This window comes from Achromobacter anxifer, from assembly GCF_903652925.1.
GTDB lineage: Bacteria > Pseudomonadota > Gammaproteobacteria > Burkholderiales > Burkholderiaceae_B > Achromobacter > Achromobacter anxifer.
Genome location: NZ_CAHLAR010000004.1, coordinates 358,694 through 374,931, shown reverse-complemented (window position 1 = coordinate 374,931; position 16,238 = coordinate 358,694). Strand labels below are relative to the sequence as shown.

At 68.0% G+C, this 16,238-nt stretch carries 17 protein-coding genes; 8 read left to right on the top strand and 9 right to left on the bottom strand.

The window, feature by feature from the left end; all coding sequences use genetic code 11:
- The 3 genes from HWY37_RS14790 to HWY37_RS14780 all read left to right on the top strand — a co-directional run bounded on the left by HWY37_RS14790 (position 1) and on the right by HWY37_RS14780 (position 2,594).
- Positions 1-960 carry a c-type cytochrome gene (locus HWY37_RS14790; RefSeq protein ID WP_176088922.1) on the top strand — a complete coding sequence of 320 codons (960 nt, stop codon included), beginning with the start codon at positions 1-3 and terminating at the stop codon, positions 958-960.
- A 367-nt stretch (positions 961-1,327) separates the two neighbouring features.
- Entirely contained in the window at positions 1,328-1,681 is a 354-nt protein-coding gene (locus HWY37_RS14785; protein ID WP_176088921.1) for a hypothetical protein, read from the top strand.
- A gap of 199 nt (positions 1,682-1,880) precedes the next feature.
- Complete coding sequence (locus tag HWY37_RS14780) at positions 1,881-2,594, top strand: MgtC/SapB family protein (protein ID WP_175205702.1); 714 nt, start codon at positions 1,881-1,883, stop codon at positions 2,592-2,594.
- 63 nt (positions 2,595-2,657) lie between these two features.
- On the opposite strand, the gene HWY37_RS14775 is transcribed toward HWY37_RS14780, so the two are convergent.
- From HWY37_RS14775 to HWY37_RS14755, 5 genes are all read right to left on the bottom strand, one after another.
- Complete coding sequence (locus HWY37_RS14775) at positions 2,658-3,806, bottom strand: DUF748 domain-containing protein (RefSeq protein ID WP_176088920.1); 1,149 nt, start codon at positions 3,804-3,806, stop codon at positions 2,658-2,660.
- Positions 3,807-4,008: 202 nt separating this feature from the next.
- The gene (locus tag HWY37_RS14770; protein ID WP_175205700.1) at positions 4,009-5,646 is read right to left on the bottom strand and encodes an ABC transporter ATP-binding protein; all 1,638 of its coding nucleotides are present in this window, start codon (positions 5,644-5,646) and stop codon (positions 4,009-4,011) included.
- A 185-nt stretch (positions 5,647-5,831) separates the two neighbouring features.
- Positions 5,832-6,944, bottom strand: a complete 1,113-nt coding sequence (locus HWY37_RS14765) for a DUF748 domain-containing protein (RefSeq protein ID WP_175205699.1) — start codon at positions 6,942-6,944, stop codon at positions 5,832-5,834.
- Positions 6,945-7,162: 218 nt separating this feature from the next.
- Positions 7,163-7,345 (bottom strand): hypothetical protein, encoded by a 183-nt coding sequence (locus HWY37_RS14760; protein ID WP_175205698.1) that lies wholly within the window; start codon positions 7,343-7,345, stop codon positions 7,163-7,165.
- A 169-nt stretch (positions 7,346-7,514) separates the two neighbouring features.
- Positions 7,515-8,429 (bottom strand): EAL domain-containing protein, encoded by a 915-nt coding sequence (locus HWY37_RS14755; RefSeq protein WP_175205697.1) that lies wholly within the window; start codon positions 8,427-8,429, stop codon positions 7,515-7,517.
- Between the two features lie 288 nt (positions 8,430-8,717).
- On the opposite strand from HWY37_RS14755, the gene HWY37_RS14750 reads away from it, so the two are divergent.
- Positions 8,718-10,838, top strand: a complete 2,121-nt coding sequence (locus HWY37_RS14750) for an FUSC family protein (RefSeq protein ID WP_176088919.1) — start codon at positions 8,718-8,720, stop codon at positions 10,836-10,838.
- 114 nt (positions 10,839-10,952) lie between these two features.
- On the top strand, positions 10,953-11,786 hold the full coding sequence (locus HWY37_RS14745; protein ID WP_175205695.1) for a universal stress protein: 834 nt from the start codon (positions 10,953-10,955) through the stop codon (positions 11,784-11,786).
- Between the two features lie 43 nt (positions 11,787-11,829).
- Here the strand turns inward: HWY37_RS14745 and HWY37_RS14740 are convergent, their stop codons facing one another.
- The 3 genes from HWY37_RS14740 to HWY37_RS14730 all read right to left on the bottom strand — a co-directional run bounded on the left by HWY37_RS14740 (position 11,830) and on the right by HWY37_RS14730 (position 13,264).
- Positions 11,830-12,765: a 2-hydroxyacid dehydrogenase gene (locus tag HWY37_RS14740; RefSeq protein WP_175205694.1), complete on the bottom strand. Its 936-nt coding sequence runs from the start codon at positions 12,763-12,765 to the stop codon at positions 11,830-11,832.
- 127 nt (positions 12,766-12,892) lie between these two features.
- Positions 12,893-13,045, bottom strand: coding sequence for a DUF3309 family protein (locus HWY37_RS14735; RefSeq protein ID WP_013393887.1), 153 nt, complete (start codon positions 13,043-13,045; stop codon positions 12,893-12,895).
- 51 nt (positions 13,046-13,096) lie between these two features.
- On the bottom strand, positions 13,097-13,264 hold the full coding sequence (locus HWY37_RS14730; protein WP_175205693.1) for a hypothetical protein: 168 nt from the start codon (positions 13,262-13,264) through the stop codon (positions 13,097-13,099).
- A gap of 123 nt (positions 13,265-13,387) precedes the next feature.
- Here HWY37_RS14730 and HWY37_RS14725 point away from each other — a divergent pair, with 123 nt between their 5' ends.
- Entirely contained in the window at positions 13,388-14,458 is a 1,071-nt protein-coding gene (locus HWY37_RS14725; protein ID WP_175205692.1) for a DNA topoisomerase IB, read from the top strand.
- On the opposite strand, the gene HWY37_RS14720 is transcribed toward HWY37_RS14725, so the two are convergent.
- On the bottom strand, positions 14,444-14,695 hold the full coding sequence (locus HWY37_RS14720; RefSeq protein WP_175205691.1) for a hypothetical protein: 252 nt from the start codon (positions 14,693-14,695) through the stop codon (positions 14,444-14,446). The two genes, HWY37_RS14725 and HWY37_RS14720, sit on opposite strands and share 15 nt — an antisense overlap.
- Positions 14,696-14,899: 204 nt before the next feature.
- Here HWY37_RS14720 and HWY37_RS14715 point away from each other — a divergent pair, with 204 nt between their 5' ends.
- Positions 14,900-15,241: an ElaB/YgaM/YqjD family protein gene (locus HWY37_RS14715; RefSeq protein ID WP_175205690.1), complete on the top strand. Its 342-nt coding sequence runs from the start codon at positions 14,900-14,902 to the stop codon at positions 15,239-15,241.
- An 84-nt stretch (positions 15,242-15,325) separates the two neighbouring features.
- On the top strand, positions 15,326-16,237 hold the full coding sequence (gene ku, locus HWY37_RS14710; RefSeq protein WP_175205689.1) for a non-homologous end joining protein Ku: 912 nt from the start codon (positions 15,326-15,328) through the stop codon (positions 16,235-16,237).
- Position 16,238: the final 1 nt, after the last annotated feature.

The following is a 16,238-nucleotide window of genomic DNA, read 5'->3' as shown; positions in this document are numbered from 1 at the left end:
ATGATCGAACATCGCAAAGGCATAGCCATCACGCTGGCGTTGATGATCGCGGTTCCCGCCATCACGCTGATCGCGACGCTGCACCAGATGATAGGGACCGGTGGCGACGGACTGATCCGCGCCTCGGCGGTGCCGCAGCCCCCTGCGCCGCCTGCACCGCCGCCGGCGGCCGCTCAGCCGGCAACCCCTGCCCCATCCAACGCGCAATCCGCCAAGCCGCCGTCCGCCAACCAGGCCGCGGCTCCGGCGGCCACGCCAGCCAATGCTTCCGGCGCCGCGCCAGCCGCTTCCACTCCTACCGCTTCCACGCCCGCCGTGCCGGGCCGCAGCGCCCAGGACTTCAGCGCCTCGCGGCCGGATTGGGAGGGCTATCTGCGCGGCGCGGATCCCGAAGCCGGCAAGCAGCTGGCCGCCAATGGCAAGCCCGGTTCCGGCGTGCAGGCCTGTGTCGCATGCCATGGGCCGGCGGGCATCACGCCCACGGGCGGCATCTTCCCCAACCTTGCCGGCCTGACCAGCGAGTACCTGGCCAAGCAACTGGCCGACTTCCGTTCTGGCTCGCGCGTCCAGCCCTTGATGAACACGGTGGCGCGCGCCCTGACCGAACAGGAGATCGGGCAGGTGGCGGCTTATTACGGCACGCTGGCCGGGCCGCCGCTGCATGTGGGCGAAGCCGGCGGCGAGGCTGCACGCAAGCTCGACCTGCAAGGCGACGGCGCGCGCGCCCTGCCCGCCTGCGCCAACTGCCACGGCCTGCGCGGCATGGGCGAAGGACCGCTGCTGCCGCGGCTGGCCGGACAGTCCAAGGACTACTTCACCGACCAGATGATGGCGTTCCGCAATGGCTCGCGGCGCAATGACGACGTCGGCGTCATGCGGGCCTTCTCGCAACGCCTGACCGACAGCGAAATCGCCGCCTTGGCGCAGTACTACGCGGGGCCGCCGGCGCCGGCCAAATGAAGCGCGCCGGGCGCGCCGTCTTGAAACCGGCGCGCCATTTTTGCTTTCTTTTTACTGGTGTTAACCCTAGGCCGGCGCTATACTGCCGCCACCTTCAACACACAAGAGATCAATGTGGACAACGACGGATGTAGTCGAAACACGACTGCAAGCGCCGCTTGACGCAGGATCCGCGGAACTAGTCCGCGCCGGTCCTGCTTAAAGCCAGGACCCGGCTCTCCGGCCCCGACCTCTTCGGGACCGCCAGCCCTCTCCCCGACTGCTTGCCGACGCGCGATGCGCGCGCCTTGTTGCGCGCCCGTCACGCCGGCCAGGCGGCGCATGCATGTGGACCTTCCACCGTACTCCCCCCGACAAGGAGACGATCATGCGTATCAAGCAATTCCTGCCCTTCCTGGACCGGACCCGCGCGGCGCGTCCCGCGCAGGCCCCGGTCACGCCCATCTACCAATTCACCATCGTCAGCCTCAGCGACACGCTGAACGCGCTGCGCAAGCAGCTGTACTACGAACTGAGGGACCTCGACCTGCGGGTGCTGGCGGTGCGCATTTCGCGCAATGAATCCGATCAGCTGGCGTCCACCGTCGTCACGCTGCATTGCCCCCCGGACCTGCGCAATCTGCTCAGCGCCATCGCCCTGCGGCTGGGCCAGAGCCCGAACGTGCGGCGGGTGCATTGGGAATCCGAATCGGGCGCCTCCATCGCCGTACTGCCGGCGTGACGCGATGGCGGCCGCGGGCTGCCGGGAGACTGTCATGAAAGATCCGTACAAATACCTGATGATTGCGCGCGTCCTGGCGCTGGCCCTGATCTGGCTGGTCGGACTGGCGCTGGTGCTGACCTCGGTGTGGCGGTTGCCCTGAGCGGGATCGCCACCTTTGCCGCGCCTGTCCATAACATGCTGAAGAATCGAGAAGAACATGAAGAATTTCGAAAACATCCAGTTCCTCACTCTGGCCAATACGCTGGTCAGCCTGTTGACGGCCTTCGTGCTGGGCTCGGTGGTCGGCTTTGAACGCCAGTTCCGCCAGCGCACGGCGGGCCTGCGCACCAACGTGCTGGTGTCCGTGGGCGCGGCCATCTTCGTGGACCTGGCGTTCCGCGTGGGCGGCGCCGACGGCGGCTCGCGCGTCATTTCCTATGTGGTGTCGGGCGTGGGCTTCCTGGGCGCTGGCGCCATCATGCGCGAAGGCGGCAGCATCCGCGGCCTGAACACCGCCGCCACGCTGTGGGGCTCCGCCGCCATCGGCGCCTGCGCGGGTGCATCGCTGATCCTGGAGGCCGTGGCGGCCACGGCCTTCGTGCTTGCGGCGAACACCCTGCTGCGTCCTGTGGTCAGTTACGTCAACCGCCAGCCTGTGGACTCGCAGACGACGGAAGTCACGACCGTGATACACGTAATCGCGAACGTGGAACAGCGGCAGGCCGCCATGACGGTGCTGGAAGACGTCCTGGAAAGCGAGCAATTGCCCCTGTCCGAACTGAAGATCGATCAGTTCGGCGAGAACGAGGTGGAGATCGAGGCCGCGCTCAGCGAAGCCTCGGTGGACGAGCTGGACCTGGACCGGGTGACTGCCAGCATCGCCGCATCGCCCGCGGTGCGCACTGCGTTCTGGGCGGCGCGCACGGTCTGAGGGCGCGGCAGGGGCGCGCCACTGCCGTTCAGCGCCGGTTGTGGCGCTGCCGGCGGCGCGCCGCTAAGGCTTCGGACTGAGCAGGTCGGATATCGAGTCGCCCAGTTCCTTGACTGCGCCCGTCACGCCTTCGGCCGCGCCTTCCGCGCCCACCCCGATCGCGTGCCCGACGCCCTGCTCGACGTGGGCGGCGATGCCGCGCGAGATCGAGAACCGCGGATTTTCCAGCTTGCCCGCCAGGGTGAACTGGAAGCGCAGAGCGCCCGAGCGATCCTTCAGCGCCGCGAGCACGGTCCTGCGCGGCAGCGAGAACAGCGAGCCGTCGCCGCTGAATTGCGGGTCATGCAAGGCCAACGTGCCGGATGCGCGCAGGTCGCCGCGGGCGATGGCGGTCTTCATGTCCAGATCCATGGAGCCGCCAGTCAGCGTCGCGGCATCCTTGCCCGCGATATAGGGCGCCGCGTGGCGGATATCCATGTTGCGCACCGCGACCGTCATGTCGGCGTCCGTGCTGCCCAGCACCAGCCAGCCCTGCGCGCGCACCGTCGATTCGCCGTTGCGGTTGCCTTCGACCTTGCCATTGAATTCCATGGCGCTGCGCGTGCCGTCGCGGGGCATGTTCACGGGCTGCAGCCGCGCCTGCACGTCGGTAAACGGAATGCGGTGCGGCGGCTTGGACACCACGGCGTCCTCGTAATCGAGGCGGCCGTCGCGCAGGATCAGGTCGGCGATGCGCACCGGCATGCGGCGGCGCTCTCCGCCTTCATCCGCGCCCTTTCCCTGGCTCTTGGCTTCGTCCTCGCCGCCGCCCTGGTCCTTGCGGAAGGCGGATTGCAGGGCCGACCCGATATGCAGTTCGCCGTCGGCGCTGCGCACCACCGTAAAGTCGAAGCCTTCGACCGTGATGGACTTGAACACGGCCTCGCGCTTCAGAAGGGCCTGCCATTCGGGTTCCAGCACCACCCGGCGCGCCCGGACGTCGGCCTGGCCCGGCTCTCCGGAGACGACTACGTCGGTCAGCACCACCCGCTTGAATCCGGCCTGAACCTCGCCTACCTTGGCGCGCTCTCCCAGCATGCCGGCGATGCGCAGCTCGACGATGCGGGTGACGGCGAAGACCAGTGCCGCGATCACCGCTGCGGTCACGGGCAGGATGACGAGCAGTTTGCGCCAGATCGAACGACGTTGCTGCGGTGCTGCATTCAAGCGCATTGGGGCTCCTGGAATGAGAGGCCGGATCGCTCATCCTCGGAGATATGCGGTCGTGCGGCAATGGTCAAGACAGACTAGCATGCCTGACCCGCCAGCCAGCGCGCACCTGCCGCCGCTATCGTGATACGCGTGATTGCAAACGTGGATGGCCGCGCCGCGCTGGACGGCCAGCGCTGGCGCGCGCTATGCGGATGCGTCCAACTCAGGCGGCCTGGCGCAAGGCCACCGTGGCCGGATCCCAGCGCCGTCCGGGCACCGCGGCCAGCAAAGCCTGCGTGTACGGATGCGCCGGTTGGCCGAAGACCTCGGCGCAAGGCCCCGCCTCCACCACCCGGCCCTGCTGCATGACGGCGATGTCGTCGCAGACCTGCGCCGCCACGCGCAGGTCGTGGGTGATGAAGAGTATCGACAGGCCCAGCTGCTCGCGCAGCCGCGCCAACAGCGCCAGCACCTGGGCCTGGACCGACACGTCCAGCGCCGACACCGGTTCGTCCGCGATCAGCACCTGCGGCTGCATGGCCAGCGCCCGCGCCAGGCCGATGCGCTGGCGCTGCCCGCCCGAGAATTCGTGCGGGTAGCGCCGCAAGGCATCGGGCGACAGACCGACCAATTCGAACAGCTCTTGGGCGCGCGCAAGCGCCACGCGCCGCGGCGTGCCGTGGACGATCGGTCCGCGCGCGACGATTTCACCGACGCGTTGGCGCGGATTCAAGGAACCGTAGGGATCCTGGAACACCATCTGCACCCGCTTCGCGTGCGCGAGCCGCGCGTTTGCTCCCTTGGAGGCCAGCGCCTGGCCCGCGAGCGTGATGCCGCCCGTGTCCGGCGGCGCCAGGCCCAGCAAGGCCCGCGCCAGGGTGGATTTGCCGGATCCGCTTTCGCCGACGATGCCCAGCGTGCCGCCTTGCCGCAAGGTCAGCGTCACATCGTCCAGGGCGCGGGTTTCACGCACCGGGCGTCCCAGCCAGCCTCGCTTGCGGTAGGTTTTGGACAGCCCCTGGGCGTGCAGGATGGCCGGCGCATCGGCCGCCAGCGCCGGCCGCGCCACGGCGGGCGCCAGCGGCGGCACCGCCGCGATCAGGGCGCGCGTGTAGGGATGGCGCGGATGTTCCAGCACCTGTTGCGCAGCCCCGCTTTCCACAAGTTCGCCGCGTTGCATCACCGCGACGCGGTCGGCGATCTCGGCGACGACGCCGAAATCATGCGTGATGAACAGCACGGCGGTGCCCTTGCGGCGTTGCAGGTCGTGTATCAGATGCAGGATCTGCGCCTGGGTCGTGACGTCCAGCGCCGTGGTCGGCTCGTCGGCGATCAGCAACGCCGGCTCCAGCGCCAGCGCCATCGCGATCATGGCCCGCTGCCGCTGGCCGCCGGACAGTTCATGCGGGTACGCGCCCAGCGCCTGGGCCGGATCGGGCAGGCGCACGGAGTCCAACAGCTCCAAGGTGCGCCGCCGGATCTCGGCCCGCGACAGGCGGGTATGGGTGCGGAAGACCTCGGCGATCTGGTCGCCGATGGTGCGCAACGGATTCAGCGCCGTCATGGGCTCCTGGAAGATCATGCCTATGCGCTGCCCGCGCAGGCGCCGCAGCGCGTCCGGCGCCAGGCGCAGCAGATCCTGGCCTTCCCACAGCACTTGTCCGCCGCTGGCGCGCACCTCCTGCGGCAGCAAGCCCAGTATGGCGCCGGCGGTCAGCGATTTGCCCGAGCCGCTTTCGCCCACCACGCACAGGATCTCGCCTGAGTTCAGGCTCAGCGACAGATCCTTGAGCGCATGCGGCCGGTCAGCGCCTGGCGGCAGATCGACGGTGAGGTTCTGGATGCGCAGCAATTCGGTCATGGAGATATCGGCCTGAAGGGAATCCGCGGATGTTAGGCCGCGGCTACGCGCCGGGGAAATGCCGATTGCTCATTTGCTCATTCATTGGCGACTGCGGCAGCGACAGCCTGGCCGGCGGGCCGTGCTTCCCTCGCCGTGCGCCGCTAGCCGCACTCTCCTCGCCCGGCCTCGGCAAGGCGTGCCTCTCAAGGCTTGGGACTCAGCAGGTCCGACAGCGCATTGCCCAGTTCCTTGACCGCGCCGGTCACGCCTTCGGCGGCGCCTTCCGCGCCCACCCCGATCGCGTGGCCGAAGCCTTGCGCGACCTGTGCGGCAAACCCGCGGGAAACGGAGAACTTCGGATTGTCCAGATTGCCCGCCAGGGTGAACTCGAACCGCAGCGCGCCCGTGCGATCCTTCAACGCGGCAAGCACCGCCTTGCGGGGCAAGGAAAACAGCGAGCCGTCGCCGCTGAATTTCAAGTTGTGCAAGGCCACGGCGCCTGAAGCGCGCAGGTCGCGGTGGGCGATCGCGGTCTTCATGTCCAGGTCCATGGAGCCGCCGGCCAACGATCCGGCGCCGTTGTCCGCAAGGTAAGGCGCCGCGTGGCGGATATCCATGTTGCGCACGGCGACCGTCATGTCGGCGTCGGTGCCGCCCAGGACCAGCCAGCCCTGTGCGCGCACCGTGGACTCGCCGCTGCGATTGCCTTCGATCTTGCCGCTGAATTCCATTTCGCTGCGCGTGCCGTCGCCAGGCATGGCCACCGGGTGCAGCCGCGCCTGGACATCGATGAACGGGATGCGGTGCGGCGGCTTGGATACAGCCGCGTCCTCGTACTCCAGCCGGCCATCGCGCAGGATCAGGTCGTCCGTGCGCACCGGCACGCGGCGGCGCAATCCTGCCGCCACCTCGCCCTCGCCTGTCTGCAAGGCGGACTGCAAGGCCGGCGCGATGTGCAGTTCGCTGTCGGCGCCGCGCACGACCACAAAGTCGAAACCCTCCAAGGTAATGCTCTTGAACGCGGCCTCGTTGCGCAGGAACGCCAGCCATATCGGTTCAAGCACCACGCGGCGTGCGCTGGCATTCGCCTGGCCAGCCGAACCGGCGATGACCACATCGGTCAGCACCACCCGCGTGAATCCGGCCCGCACTTCCCCGACTTGGGCGCGCGGCCCCAGCATGCCGGCGACGCGCAGTTCGACCACGCGGGTGGCGGCGAACGCCAGCACGACGGCCACCGCCGCAACCAGGGTCAGAATGGCGAGAATGCTGCCCCAGACCGAACGGCGTTGCGGTGGCGCTGCGTCCAAGCTCATGGGGGGCTCTCCCGGAATCAGGGGTCGGACCGTTCATCCTCGGGGATACGCGGCCAGACGGCAATGGGCAAAATGGACTAGCACGCGTGACCCGCATCGGCTGCACGCCGCCGGCAGCGTGCAGGAAAACGGCCCTGGCCGCTCGTATGGCGGTCAGGGCCGTATCGCGGCCGCGTGCCTGGGCTGGAGGTTTCAGCCCGGATGCGGCCAGCGATCCTTCAGCGCGGCATCTTGCTTTGCTGTCCTGGGGCCTGGCCCGGCTGCTGACGGTCTTTGTCGATATGCTGGCCGGACTGGCCGGGCTGCTGCTGCCCGGGAGGTTGATTGCGGTCCTTCGGGTTTTCCTGGGCCTGTTGCTTTTGCTGCTGCTTTTGCTGGTCGGGTTGGTTCTGATTGGGCATTGCAAGTCTCCTGGTAGACGGAAAAAGCTCCGCCAGACCCTCTACAGCAACTCGCGTGCCCAAACTGGCGCGGCGCCGGTCATGTGTGATTCTGGATGCGGACGCTGGCAAGCCCGGGCCGGTAAAGTCCGGCCCTTGTCGGTAAAAAGTGCGATCTGCTGGCCGTGCCCTACTGCGTGGCGGTGTGGCGCTTGGCGTTGACAGTCTTGGATTCCGGCGTGGCGGCGTCGTAGGCGTCCAGCCAGGAAGAGGTGTAGGCGGCAGGCGCGGCCAGGGGTTCGCCTTGATCACGCTGGGTGCGCAGCCGGACCATCAGTTCGTCCAGCGGCATAGGGCGTCCCAGCGCGAAGCCCTGCCCGTATCGGCAGCCCGCCGCCCGCAAGGCCGGAATGTCGGCGACGTTTTCCACGCCTTCGGCCACCACGCGGCGGCCCAGGCGGTTGGCCAGTTCGGCGGCGGTGCGCAGCACTTCGAACGCCACGGCGCTGCGCCGCATGCGCGTGACGAAATACTGGTCGATCTTGACCTCGGAAAGCGGCAGCGCCGACAGCAATTTCAGGGAGGCATGGCCGGTGCCGAAATCGTCCAGGCTGACCTCGCACCCGGCGTTCTCCAGCTTCAGCAGCGTGGCGCGCAGCACGTCGAGTTCGCGGATGGGCTGGTCTTCGGTCAGTTCCACCCGCACCAGCGAGGCTGGCAATTCGGCCGCGTAGATGCGGTCGAGCAGGAAGTCCACGGCAGCCTCGTCCGACAGGGTCGAGGCCGGCGCATTGATGGCTACCGGGATGGCGATGCCGGCGCGGCGCAGGGTCAGCAGCTTGTCGATGACCCGCAGGCAGACGCGTTCGAACAGCACCTTGTCCAGGCCGAGGCGATTGATGGCCGGAATGAATTCGGAGGGCATGATGACGCCCAGCCTGCGGTGCCGCCAGCGCGCCAGCGCTTCGGCCGATACGATCCTGCCGGTCAACAGGTCTACCTGCGGTTGTAGCAATATTCGCAGGCCATCCTTGCCTGTGACCATGGCGGCGATCTCGTCGTCGCTCGCCGTCGAGCCTGTGGAAGCCTCGTGATTCGACATCATGTCGACACTCCTTGCGTGCCTCAAGGCAAAACCTGCGCTGTCCGGGCGCAGAAAGAGGCACATTGGACTGAGTTTTCCCAGCTACAGGGCTTCTTGTATGCGATTTTGCGGGTTTCTTCCAGGCAATTCTGCGCCCCTGACGCGGCAAAGTCACACATATGTATCCATACGTATTAAGGTGCTCGGATCCATCTCCGATCCCTCATGCGGCCCCGGATTCCGGCCGGCGGGTCCGCTCTCGAAAATGTGGCTTGTCGACATGGTAGGGTTTGAGTTTTTCGGCCTGGCGTGAAGAAATTGCTTACCCGTTGGCGCGCGTCCCTGCGCAATATTCTTTGGCTAGACGCCCTGCAAGCCGCAGCTATCAGCGCCGCGCCCGTCATCCTGGCCGTGCTGGCGCACGAACCGCGCCTGGGCTGGAGCGCCATCGCCGCGTTCTGGGCCTGCTTTGGCGATCCGGGCGGCCCCTTGCGCCAGCGCGCCGGCGCCATGCTGGCGCTGGGGCTGATCGGCGCGCTGTTCTGCTTCCTGGCCAGCATCGGCGCCACCCACCTCTGGCTGCTGTTGCCGCTGACCTTCCTGTGCTGCACCTTCGGCGGCCTGTTGCGCGTGCTCGGGCCGGCCGCGGCCATCGTCGGCACCTTGCTGTCGGCCGGTTTCGTGGTGGCCGCCGAACTGCCGACCGCCACCTGGGAGGACAGCCTGTCATACACCCTGTTCTTCCTGGCGGGAGCCGTATGGGCGATCCTGATGACCGCGCTGGTGTGGCGCCGGCGTCCCTGGAAGGACGCGACCCATGCGGTGGCGCATTGCTATCGCGGACTGGCGGATTTTGCCGATGCGCTGGCCCGCATGTATTCGGGCCTGGCGCCTGCCGCCGACCCCCAGGCCTGGAGCGCAGTTACCCGTCCGCAGCGCAGCGCCCAGCGTGCCGCCCTGGAAGCCGCCCGCGTGCGCATCCGGGAGGTGCAGGACGCGCGCCCTTCCCGCCGCGCCCGCGCGCACCAGCTGCTGTATCTGCTGGATAGCGCCGAGGACAGCTTCATCGCGCTGGTGGCCGCCGCCGAGCTGCTGGAATCGAACGCGCCGCGCTGGCTGGGCCGCAGCGCGGGCGCGCATCTTTCGCACGCGCTGCATCGCTATGCCAGCCTGTGCAATGCCATTGCCAGCACGTCGGATGTGAATGACGCCAAGCAGGCGCAATGCCTGCGCGAACGGCTGGCGCATTACAGCGCCGGCCTGCATGACTTGCGCGGCGGCGCCCTGGCCCATGCGCCGGACCTGGCGAGCATGGCGCCGGTGCTGGACCGCTTGCTGCACCTGGCCCAGGCCGTCACGCAATCGCTGTTCGACCAGAGCGAGACACCGGCGGCGCCGGCGCGCGAACGCCGCGCGCCAGGCCGCACGCGGGAGGCCTGGCGCATCTTGCGTCAGAACCTGAGCGTCGAGTCCGACGCGTTCCGCCACGCCTTGCGGGTAGGCGTTGGCGCCACCATCGCGGTGGCGCTGTCCAAGACCTTCGCCGTCAACCACGGCTACTGGATGTCGCTGACGCTGGTATTCATCCTGCAGCCCTACTTCGCCACGACCTGGCAGCGCACCCTGGAGCGCGTGGCCGGCAGCGTGGCCGGCGCCATCGGCGCGTCGCTGCTGGGTCTGCTGCTGAGCACGCCGCTGTCGGTGGCGCTGGCCGTGCTGCCCATCGCCCTGGGCACCTTCGCGGCCCGCACCATCCATTACGCGCTCTTCACATTCTTCCTGACCTCGCAGTTCGTGCTTGTCACCCATATCCAGCAGCCCGAGATCTACGAGCCCATGCTGGCCGCGCTGCGGGCCTTCAATAGCGTGCTGGGCGGCATCCTGGCCCTGCTGGTCGGCATCCTGGTCTGGCCCGAGAAGGAGCCTCGCCAGCTGGCCGGCGCGCTCAGCCTGGCGCTGGCGCGCCATGCCGCCTATGCGCAGGCGCTGCTGCGCGAGAAAAGCGGCGGCGGCGCGCAGGACATCGTCGGCTTGCGTCGCCAGGCCTGCCTGTCCGCCGACAATGCGCAAGCCTCGCTGCAGCGGCTGCAGCAGAATCCCGTCCATCGCGACCGCAACGTGGATACGGCGGTGAATCTGCTGAACGCCATGCGCCGCGTGACGGCGGCGGGCACGGTGCTGGAGATCCAGCCTGCCCTGCCCGCCGGCTCGCCCGCGGCCGAGGCGCTGCGTGAATATGGGGCCGCGCTGGCGCACGCCTTGCACCCGCAGGAACCGGCGCCCGATCCAGGCGCAAGGCAACTGGCCGTGCCCGCGGCGGTCGCGGCGGCCAGCCCGGAACTGGCCGCGCCGCTGGACCGGATCGCGCAACAGGCGCGCCAGTTGCGCCAGCTGCGCGAACGCGTGGAGCGCCCGCAGCCCGGGCAATAGCCCGGCTGTTTGCGCCGGCCCCGGCTGACTGGCCCCGATTTGACGCGTATCAATGGCGATCAGGCCGGAAAGCGCGACCATATGGGCATGGGACGCTTAAACAAGGAGGCCGCCATGTATCGCCGCATTTCCGTCCACCTGGACCACGGATTCGACTGCAAACGCCGTACTGAAGCCGCCCTGGCCCTGGCCAAGCGCCACAAGGCCGAAGTCGTCGGTATTTACGCCAACGCCGCGCCGCCGCAGTACTACTACGGCGAGTCCGTGCTGATGTCGCGCTCGCTGGGCATCATCAAGGAATTGCAGGCGCAAAGCCGCGATGCGGTGCAGAACGCCTTCCTTGAAGCCGCGGCCCGCGCCGACGTGCCCGCCTACGTGCGCAGCGGCGAATCCTCGCCCAGCGCCACCGTGGCGTTGCTGGGCCGCACCAGCGACCTGATCGTCGTCAGCCAGGAAAACCGCGAGGACGTCGAGGCCGCGCACGAAATCGAATTCGTCGAACAGACACTGCTGACCGCCGGCCGGCCCGTGCTGGCGCTGCCGTCCAGCGGCGACTTCCCCGTCATCGGCGACCGCGTGCTGTGCTGCTGGGACGGCAGCCGCGAAGCGGCCCGCGCGCTGGCGGACGCTGCGCCCATCCTGCGCCTGGCCAAGCACATGATCGTGCTGACCATGAACGAGGGCGAGGCCAAACCCAAGGCCGAGACGCCGTTCGGGGATCTGGCTACTTATTGCGTGGCCCAGGGCATGCCCTCGCCGGAACATGTGCATCGCGAGGTCAAAGGCGTGGGAGTCGGCAGCACCATCCTGAACGCGGCGGCCGACCACAGCGCGGACCTGATCGTCATGGGCGCTTACGGCCACAGCAAGCTGCGCCAGTGGGCGCTGGGCGGCGCCACTGCGTCCATCCTGAAAAGCATGACCGTGCCGGTCATGTTCTCGCACTAAGGCCTGTGCAAGGCTCGTTTTAGTGTGAACAGGCCCTGAGCCGCTAGCGCACGGGCGTCAGCACAGGCTTGCCCGCGAAATGGGCCGTGGCGTTGTCCAGGAACAGCGCCACGGTCGCATGGACCGCCTCCGGGGACCGTCCCGCGCTGTGCGGCGTCAACACCACATTGTCCAGTTCGAGCAGCGCCCGGGGGATCTCGGGTTCGCCGTCCACCACGTCCAGTCCCGCGCCGGCAATGCGCCGCGCGGCCAGCGCCGCGATCAGCGCCTGCGTGTCGACCACGCTGCCGCGCGCAATGTTCACCAGATAGCCATCCGGGCCCAGCGCTTCCAGCGCCTGCGCGTCCACCAGATGGCGCGTGCCGGAGCCTCCAGGCGTGGCGATGACCAGGAAGTCCGAGGCGGCGGCCAAGGCCAGCGGCGTTTCGAAATAGGCATAGCCGGTTTCGGGACGGGCGCGCCGGCTGTGATAGCCCACGCTCATGCCGAAGCCATTGGCGCCGCGCTTGGCGATTTCCAGGCCGATGGTGCCCAGGCCCAGGATGCCCAGGCGCTTGCCGGTGATCTGCGGGCCCATGAAACCGCTCCAATGCCCCTGGCGCACCGAGGCGTCGGCCTGCGGCAAGCGCCGCGCGGCGCCCAGCAGCAGCGCCATGGCGTGATCCGCTACCGACACGGCATTGGCGCCCGGACCGTTGGTCACCACGATCCCGCGGCTGGCTGCGGCGGCCAGGTCGATGTTCTCGTATCCCACGCCCAGCGAGCAGGCCATTTCCAGTTTCGGCATCGCCGCCATCTCATCCGCGCGCAAGCCAGTGGCGCCGCGGGTCAACACGATGCGGATGTCCGCGCCGTGGTCGCGGATCGCCTGGGCGCGCGTTGCTGTGGTGGGGGCAAAGATGACGCGGAAACCGCGGGCTTCGATTTCGGGCAGGTAGTCCTGCACGCTTTCTATCAAGACTAGCAATGGGATGGTCATGTCGGGGTCGGCGGGGGCTGCGTAAAAACCCGGCGATCTTACGCCTGGGCGCAAACGCGCGCCACCCGCCGGTCCGCGGGATGGCCGGCAGCCGCCCGACACGGCTGCCGCCTGGTCGCAAGCGTCGCTACAGGCGTCCCGTCAGCAACATTACGATCAGCACGATCAGCAGGATGCCCAGTATGCCGCTGGGGTAATAGCCCCAGCCCCGGCTATGCGGCCAGGCCGGCACGGCGCCGACCAGCAGGAGGATGAGAATGATCAGCAGAATGGTCGACATGGCGACTCCTCGGTTTCTTGTTCGATTCGAAGGCTTGAGCGCGCACAGGCGTCAGGGGCTGGGCGGGGTGATCTCCTTGTCGGGAGGTGAAATCGGAGGCAGATCGACGTCCGGTTCATCGGTATCCGGATCCACCGGCAGGTCTCCGGGAGGCGAGCCTGGCGGTATCGGTTCTGGCTTGGGCGGGACGTGCAGGTAGTACGAATATGCGATTTGCATGGCAATCTCCGGAGAAAACCCACCTGCCCGTCAGCAAGCCCCGTGCCCGGGAGTCACGCGGCCCCGCGCAGGCACGGCGCTTGCTCCCCGCGACCCGCTGCCCATGAGCCGCCGGGAGTACACATGAAGACACGACCGCAGGCGCCGCCTGCCTCCGGCGGCGCGGCGCTGGTCTACTCAGACGACAGCCAGCGAGGCTATGCGCGGGTCCGCGTGAACGGCCGCAGGTTCCATTACCTGGACACGCGCGGCGGACGCATCCAGGACGCGGGGGTGATAAAGCGTATCGACGTCCTGGCGATACCGCCTGCCTACGAGCAAGTCTGGATCTGTCCGTCGCCGCAGGGACATCTGCAGGCCACCGGCCGGGACGCCCGAGGACGCAAGCAGTACCGATACCATCCGGACTGGACCGCCGTGCGCGACGCGGACAAGTACCAGAGCCTGGTTACGTTCGGGCAGGCGCTGCCGCGTATCCGGCGGCGGGTGGAACGCGATCTGCGCACGCCGGGCCTGACCCAGGACAAAGTGATGGCCGTACTGGTGCGGCTGCTGGAGGAAACCCTGGTGCGGATAGGCGCGCGGGAATATGCCAGAACCAACAAGTCATATGGCCTGACGACGCTCAAGCGGCGCCACGCCACCGTAAGCGGCAGCCGGTTCCGCTTCCGCTTTCAAGGAAAGAGCGGCGTGCAGCACGACGTAGCATCATCCGACCGCCGGGTGGCGGGCGTCATCCGTCGCTGCATGGACATACCCGGCCAGCAGCTGTTCCAGTACCTGGACGAGGACGGCGGCAGCCATCCCGTGGACTCCGGCGCGGTCAATGCGTATCTGCGCGACGCCGGCGCCGCGGACTTCACAGCAAAACACTATCGGACCTGGGCGGGGTCCGTGATGGCCTACGCCGCGCTGCAAGCGATTCCGTGCAGGGATCCGGCACAGGCACGCAAGAACGTGGCGGACGTGATCAGACAGGTCGCCCGACGCCTGGCCAACACCCCGGCCGTATGCCGGGCCTGCTATGTGCACCCGGCCATTCTGGCCGGCTATATGGACGGGACGTTGCCCGCACGCGCCCCGGCGCCGCGGACGCCTCGCGGGTTGAAGGCCGACGAGCGCCGCCTGCTGGCGTTCCTGCTTGGGCGCGGCAAGGCGGCGGGACCACTTGCCAGGCGATCAGAACAAGGATGAGCGCGCGTTCTTGGCATTCGGCTGGGGCGCGGACCCGTCTGCCCAGTTTGATTCGGTGCGCGTATCGGCGACGATGCGCTTGTCGCGCGCGGCTTCATCCGGCGTGGAGGCGTCCGGCTTGGCTGGCATGCGCGGAACATCGACGGGAGAGCGCGGCGGCAGTATCTTAGCGTTGTCTTCAGGTTGCTTGCGGGTGCGCGCCGACTTGGCGGTTCCAGGTGCGGATGCGGATTTCATGCGGGCCTCCTTGGGGTCGGACCTCCAATGATGCGACGGCTTCCGACGCCATGGGCACTCCCCGGATGCCATCAATTTGCAAGCGGATGTGGCCGTGCCGTCCAGGCACGCCGGTTGCTGGACCTGAAGCTTCCGCTCCCGCCGCGCGGCCGCCCGGGCCGGTCCGCGCCAGCGCTTTTCCAGCCCGACCGTCAGGAGTTGCCGATGGCCACTACCAACACTCCCCTGCCCTCCGACTTTCCCGAGAATGGCCCGGACAACCGCGGCGCGCACCGGCGCTCGCGCCACCCCGAGTCCTGGATAGATGATCTGGAGGCCACGCTCAATGACACTGCAGCGACCGACCTGGAAGCGCTCAAGGAGCGCCTGTCGGAGCAATTGCGCGCCACGCGCCGCAGCCTGCGCGACGCGTCGGACAATGCCACTGACCTGATGCGGGAGACCATAGACTGCACAGAGGAATACATCCACGCGCGGCCCTGGCAGGCGATCGGCCTGGTGGCCGGAGCGGCGTTCCTCTTCGGCGTGGTGGTGGGCAGGCAGTAGCGTCGGCGCGCGCCGCGCACGCCCGGGCCACGGCCCGGGCATGACTATTGCTGCTCGCTTCCCGTTCAGGAACAGGAGTCGGCCATGGCTAGAACCATCTGGAAAGGCGCGATATCTTTCGGCCTGGTGCACGTGCCCATCGTGCTGCATGCCGCCACCCGCCAACACCGCCTGGATCTCGATTGGATAGACCGGCGCGACAACTCGCCGGTGGGCTACCAGCGCATCAACAAGCGCACTGGCAAGGTCATGGCCGCCGAAGACATCGTCAAGGGCTATGAGTACGAGAAAGGCGAATACGTCTATCTGAACGACGAGGATTTCAAGCGTGCCAACGTCGCCGCCACGCAGACCGTGGACATCCAGGGCTTCGTCGACGCGTCGGAAGTGCCGATCTACTACTACGACACGCCCTATTACCTGGAACCCGACCGCCGCGGCGAGAAAGGCTATGCGCTGCTGCGCGAGGTCCTCAGACGCGCCGGCCGGATGGGCCTGGCGCGCGTGGTGCTGCATACCCGCCAGTACCTGTGCGCCCTGCTGCCGCAAGGTGACGCGCTGATGTTGATCACGCTGCGCTATGCCGACGAGATCCTGTCGGCCGAGGACCTGGACCTGCCCGCAGGCAAGGAAGCTGCTCCGGCGGCGCGGGAACGCGAAATGGCGATGAAGCTGGTGGACGACATGACCATCCCCTGGGATCCGGCGGCCTATCGCGACGAGTATCGTGAAGACCTGCTCAAGGCCATCGACAAGAAGATCAAGGCGGGCAAGACCCACGTCCTGACCGAGCCGGAAGAAGCCGCGCCTCGGCAATCGGCCAAGGTGATAGACCTGATGTCCTTGCTCAAGCAAAGCATCGAACAACGGGGTTCCCCCAAACCGTCCGCCACAGCCAAGCGCAACGCGGCGGCCAAGACGGCCACGCCCCGCAAGCGCGCCGCCGGGAAGACTGCCGCGGCGAAACCGGCGGCGCGCAAGCGCAAGGCCGCATAGG